General features: G+C 71.2%; 8 protein-coding genes. 6 read left to right on the top strand and 2 right to left on the bottom strand.

Annotated features, from left to right (window positions below):
- The 6 genes from FV223_RS19840 to FV223_RS19815 all read left to right on the top strand — a co-directional run.
- On the top strand, positions 1–292 hold a 292-nt coding region (locus tag FV223_RS19840; RefSeq protein WP_187276189.1), incomplete at its 5' end, for a heme exporter protein CcmB.
- A gap of 130 nt (positions 293–422) precedes the next feature.
- A complete protein-coding gene (locus tag FV223_RS19835; protein WP_147728617.1) occupies positions 423–770 on the top strand; it encodes a DUF4189 domain-containing protein in 348 nt (115 codons plus the stop codon).
- Between the two features lie 214 nt (positions 771–984).
- On the top strand, positions 985–1,785 hold the full coding sequence (locus FV223_RS19830; RefSeq protein ID WP_147728616.1) for a heme ABC transporter permease: 801 nt from the start codon (positions 985–987) through the stop codon (positions 1,783–1,785).
- Positions 1,786–1,840: 55 nt separating this feature from the next.
- Positions 1,841–2,317: a VOC family protein gene (locus FV223_RS19825; protein WP_147728615.1), complete on the top strand. Its 477-nt coding sequence runs from the start codon at positions 1,841–1,843 to the stop codon at positions 2,315–2,317.
- Positions 2,318–2,341: 24 nt separating this feature from the next.
- Positions 2,342–2,494, top strand: a complete 153-nt coding sequence (ccmD, locus tag FV223_RS19820; RefSeq protein WP_147728614.1) for a heme exporter protein CcmD — start codon at positions 2,342–2,344, stop codon at positions 2,492–2,494.
- Positions 2,491–3,084: a DsbE family thiol:disulfide interchange protein gene (locus tag FV223_RS19815; protein ID WP_147728613.1), complete on the top strand. Its 594-nt coding sequence runs from the start codon at positions 2,491–2,493 to the stop codon at positions 3,082–3,084. The genes ccmD and FV223_RS19815 overlap by 4 nt, the downstream gene beginning before the upstream one ends.
- 72 nt (positions 3,085–3,156) lie before the next feature.
- Here FV223_RS19815 and FV223_RS19810 read toward each other — a convergent pair whose 3' ends face one another.
- Entirely contained in the window at positions 3,157–3,765 is a 609-nt protein-coding gene (locus FV223_RS19810; protein ID WP_147728612.1) for a septation protein A, read from the bottom strand.
- Between the two features lie 107 nt (positions 3,766–3,872).
- On the bottom strand, positions 3,873–4,981 hold a 1,109-nt coding region (gene ftsY, locus FV223_RS19805), incomplete at its 5' end, for a signal recognition particle-docking protein FtsY (protein WP_147728611.1).

The raw sequence follows: 4,981 nt of genomic DNA, 5'->3' as shown, positions 1-4,981 counted from the left end.
CGCCATGGCCGCGACCGCCCTGACGCTGCTCGTCGGCACGCCGGCGCTGACCTTCGTCGGCGCGGTCGGCGCGGCGCTCACCGCCTCGATCCGCCGGGGCGGCCTGATCCTCGCCGTGCTGGTGCTACCCTTGATGATCCCGACGCTGATCTTCGGCGTCTCGGCCGCGCAGTCGGCCCTCGGCGGCACCGTCCCCTTCGCCACCCCGCTGATGATCCTGTCCGGCCTCAGCCTGATTGCCGCGCTGGTCGGCACCTTCGCGGCGGCGGCGGCCCTGCGCTGGTCGGAATGAGGGCGGGACGCTCGCGCAAGAGATCGGAACGGTCGTGCAATTTCCTTTGCGCCGCCCTGCCTTATCAGACGGCTGGCAGCGGCGGCGCGAAGGGTTCGGCCGCCCTGTCAAGCTCGATGGGGACGTAACGATGAAGACCCTGATGTCCGCGCTGCTCCTGGCGCTCCTCGCGACCGCTCCCGCCGCCGCGGCCGGCGCCTTCGCCGTGGACACCGAGGAGGGCCAGAAGGCCGGCGACGAGGGCTACGGCATCGGCTGGGGCGATTCGCGCGAGGCCGCGGGCGCCGCCGCGATGCGCCAATGCGCCAAGATGGGCAACGACAACTGCAAGGTGGTGGCCCGCTTCGACGCCTGCGGCGCCTACGTCTCCAATCGCACCACCTACGGCGTGGGCTGGGGCCGGACCGAGGCCGCCGCCAAGGAGATGGCCTTCGACAAGTGCCCCAGCTGCAAGCTCGTCCTCTCCGAGTGCGAATGACCGTTCCACCCTGCGACGCCGCACGACGGATCGGCGGCCTCCAGGGGTGATTGATCGACCGCTGCGTCCGCCGACCGGGCTCACCGGACGGCGCATGCGGCGACATCGACGCCTGCGCGCGTCGAGGGCTCAGGCCGCCGGTGCCCGCGCCGAGCGAGGCTGCGCCAGACGTGCGCATTGCCGCTGCACCGCACCCCGGGCTAAGACATCGCCCATGTCGACGCCCCTGTGGACGCGCCTGTCCAACCCGAGTCACTTCATGCGCTGGTCCGGCACGCTGGTGCCGTGGCTCGCCGCGATCTCGACCGCGATCCTCGCGCTCGGGCTCTACCTGTCCTGGTTCGTCGCCCCGCCCGACTACCAGCAGGGCGAGACCGTGCGGATCATGTTCATCCACGTGCCGGCGGCCTGGCTCGGGGTGTTCTTCTACGCGTCGATGAGCCTGTCGGCGATCGGCACCCTGGTCTGGCGCCATCCGCTCGCCGACGTGGCGCAGCGCGCCGCCGCGCCGATCGGGGCGTCCTTCACCCTGATCTGCCTCGTCACCGGCTCGCTCTGGGGCAAGCCGATGTGGGGGACCTACTGGGTCTGGGACGCGCGGCTCACCTCGATGCTGATCCTGTTCCTGATCTACTGCGGCATCATCGCCCTGTGGCGGACGATGGAGGACCCGAACCGGGCCGCCCGCTCCGTCGCGATCCTGACGCTCGTCGGCGCGATCAACCTGCCGATCATCAAGTTCTCGGTGAACTGGTGGTCGACCCTGCACCAGCCGGCCTCGATCCTGCGCATGGGCGGCTCGACCATCGACCCGTCGATGCTCTACCCGTTGCTGGTGATGATCGGCGCCGCCACCCTCGGCGGCACCACCCTGCACCTCTATGCCATGCGGACCGAGATCATGCGCCGACGCGTGCGGACCCTGACGATCCGCGAGGCCGAGCGCCTCGATGCCGGGTCGACCGTGACGACCTCGGACGCCGGGCGCGACCTGCCGCTCGGCCAGGCCGTCTGATCGCGAGACGCGTCCGCGTGCGGCGCGCCCCGCATCCCGGAAGGAGACGCGGCCCATGAAGACGGTGAGAACCTGCCTCTGGTTCGGCACCGATGCGGAGGCGGCGGTGCGCCGCTATGTCGGGCTCGTGCCCGATTCCCGCATCGATCACATCCAGCGCGCGCCGAGCGCGTGGCCGGGCGGCGCCGCGGGCGACGTGATCCTCGTCGCGTTCACCCTCGGCGGCCAGAGCTTCCAGGCGCTGAACGGCGGTACGCCGGTCGAGTACGGCACGGCGGCGTCGATCTCCGTCTCCTGCGCCGGTCAGGCCGAGGTCGACCGGCTCTGGGCGGGCCTGACCGCCGACGGCGGCACCGCGATCATGTGCGGCTGGCTCCGCGACCGCTGGGGCATTCCCTGGCAGGTCGTGCCGGAGGTGCTTCCCCGCCTCCTGGCCGACCCGGACCCCGCCGTGTCGGCCCGGGTCTTCTCGGCCATGCAGGGCATGATCAAGCTGGACGTCGCCGCCCTCGAGCGGGTGGCCCACGCATGAAACCGATCCGGATCGCCTGAACCCATGACCTTCGACCTCGGCAGCCACGGCGGCTTCATCCTCGCCTCCTACGCGTTCACCGCCCTGGTGATGGCGGCCCTCGTCCTCAACGCGATCCGCGACCGGCGGGCGCAGAGGCGGGCGTTGGCCCAGCTCCAGCCGGAGGATCGCCGGTGAGCGTCGAGGCCCCTCCGGAGCCGGTCCGCCGCTCGCTCCTCGTCGTCGTCCCGGTGCTGGCCTTCGCGGTGCTGGCCGGCGTGTTCTTCCTGCGCCTGCGCTCCGGCGTCGATCCGGCCGCCCTCCCCTCCGCGCTGATCGGCAAGCCGGTGCCGAGCTTCGCGCTCCCGGCGGTGCCCGGCCTGACCGCGGACGGCAAGCCGGTGCCGGGCCTGTCGAGCGCCGACCTGAAGGGCGGCGTCACGGTGCTCAACGTCTGGGCCTCGTGGTGCGCGCCGTGCCAGGTCGAGCATCCGATGCTGATGCGGCTGGCGCGCGAGCCCGGCATCCGGCTCGTCGGGATCGACTACAAGGACGCGGCCGAGAACGGGCGCCGCTTCCTTGCCAAGAACGGCGTCCCGTTCCAGGCGGTGGGTCACGACGAAACCGGCCGCGTCGGCATCGATTTCGGGGTCTACGGCGTGCCCGAGACCTTCATCATCGGCCCGGACGGCGTGATCCGCGACAAGCTCGTCGGCATCGTCACGCCGGAGAACCTCGCGGACGTGATCGCCAAGATCCGGGCGGCCGGGAAGGTGGCCGCGAAGTAGGAAGGGACGGTCCGCACCGGCCCGGGCGGGCCGTCCGCCGAGCCGGCGGCGCCGGTTCGGCTTGCGCCCGATTCACGCGTCGGTCTTCTTGCGCTCGTAGCGGGCGAGCAGGGGCGTCTGGGCCAGCGCGAACACCACGGTCAGCGGCATGATGCCGAAGACCTTGAAGTTCACCCAGAAATCCTCGCTTTGGGTCCGCCACACCACCTCGTTGATCAGTGCCAGCGCGAGGAAGAACAGGCCCCAGCGGAAGGTCAGCTTCCGCCATCCCTCCTCGGTGAGCGAGAACACCGAGTCGAGCACCACCGAGAGCAGGGACTTGCCGAAGGCGAGCCCGCCGAGCAGCACCAGGCCGAACAGGGTGTTCACGATGGTGGGCTTCACCATGATGAAGGTCTTGTCCTGCAGATAGAGGGTCAACCCGCCGAACACGACCACCACCACGCCCGAGACCATCGGCATGATCGGCAGCCGGCGCACCAGGGCGAAGTGCACGGCGAGCGCCAGCACCGTCGCCGCGATGAACACCCCAGTCGCCACGAACAGCTTCTGATCGGCGGCGACGCCGAAGCGCTCGGCATAGGCGTTGCCGAGGAAGAAGATCACCAGCGGCCCCATCTCCAGGGCGAGCTTCAGGGCCGGCGGCAGGTGGCGGTGCGGGGGGACGGATTCGATCTGCATGCGTCTGGCCAGGGAATCCGAGCGGTCCGTCACGTCCCCGAACGGTCCGTCACGTCAGGGCGTCTCTATCGACGGGGAATGGTGAGGTCTACCGGAGGCGATCGGCCTCAGCCCTTCTCCAGCCCCGCGATCGCCCGCGCGAAGTCCCGTGCCGCGAACGGCTCCAGGTCGTCGACGCCCTCGCCGACGCCGATGAAGTGGACGGGCAGGCCGAACTTCGCGGCGAGCGCGATCAGGATGCCGCCGCGCGCGGTGCCGTCGAGCTTGGTCATCACCAGGCCCGAGACCGGCGCGGCCTTGGAGAACAGCTCGACCTGCGACAGCGCGTTCTGGCCGACGGTGGCGTCGAGCACCAGCAGCGTGGCGTGCGGCGCTTCCGGGTCGCTCTTGCGCAGCACGCGGATGATCTTCTCGAGCTCCGCCATCAGGCCGGCCTTGTTCTGGAGCCGGCCGGCGGTGTCGATCAGGAGCACGTCGGTGCCGTCGGCCTTGGCGCGCTTCAGGGCGTCGAAGGCCAGGCCCGCCGCGTCCGCGCCCTGCGCCCCGCTCACCACCGGCGTGCCGGTGCGCGCACCCCAGACCTTGAGCTGCTCGATCGCGGCCGCGCGGAAGGTGTCGCCCGCCGCCAGCATCACCGAGCGCCCTTCCGCCTTGAGGCTGAGGGAGAGCTTGCCCAGCGTCGTGGTCTTGCCGGCGCCGTTCACGCCGATCATCAGGACCACGAACGGCTTCTTGGCGGCGTCGATCACCAGGGGCTTGGCCACCGGCTCCAGCGCGCGCTCGACCTCGGTCGCCAGGATCGCCCGGACCTCGTCGGGGGAGATGCCCTTCTCGTAGCGGCCCTTGCCGACGGCCTCCGAGATCCGCGTGGCGGTCTCGACGCCGAAATCCGCCTGGATCAGCGCGTCCTCCAGGTCCTCCAGGGTGTTGGCGTCGAGCTTGCGCTTGGTGAACAACCCGGTGACGCGGTCGGACAGAGCCGAGGAGGTCCGCTTCATGCCCGAGGTCAGCCGGGTCCACCAGCCGCGCTTCTCCGGCTCCGCCTCGGCCGGCGCCGCGTCGTTGACGGCGTCGTGGGCGAGGGAGGCGGCGACGTCGACCGGCTGGATGTCGGGCGCGCTGGCCGCCGCACCGGTCTCGGTCTCGGTCTCGGTCCCGGTCGCCGGTTCCCGGGCGACGGTGGTGGCGTCGGCCGGCCCCGCGCCGTGGGCGGGGT

The sequence above is a fragment of the Methylobacterium sp. WL116 genome, from assembly GCF_008039455.1.
GTDB lineage: Bacteria > Pseudomonadota > Alphaproteobacteria > Rhizobiales > Beijerinckiaceae > Methylobacterium.
This window is presented reverse-complemented; position numbering and strand designations above follow the sequence as displayed.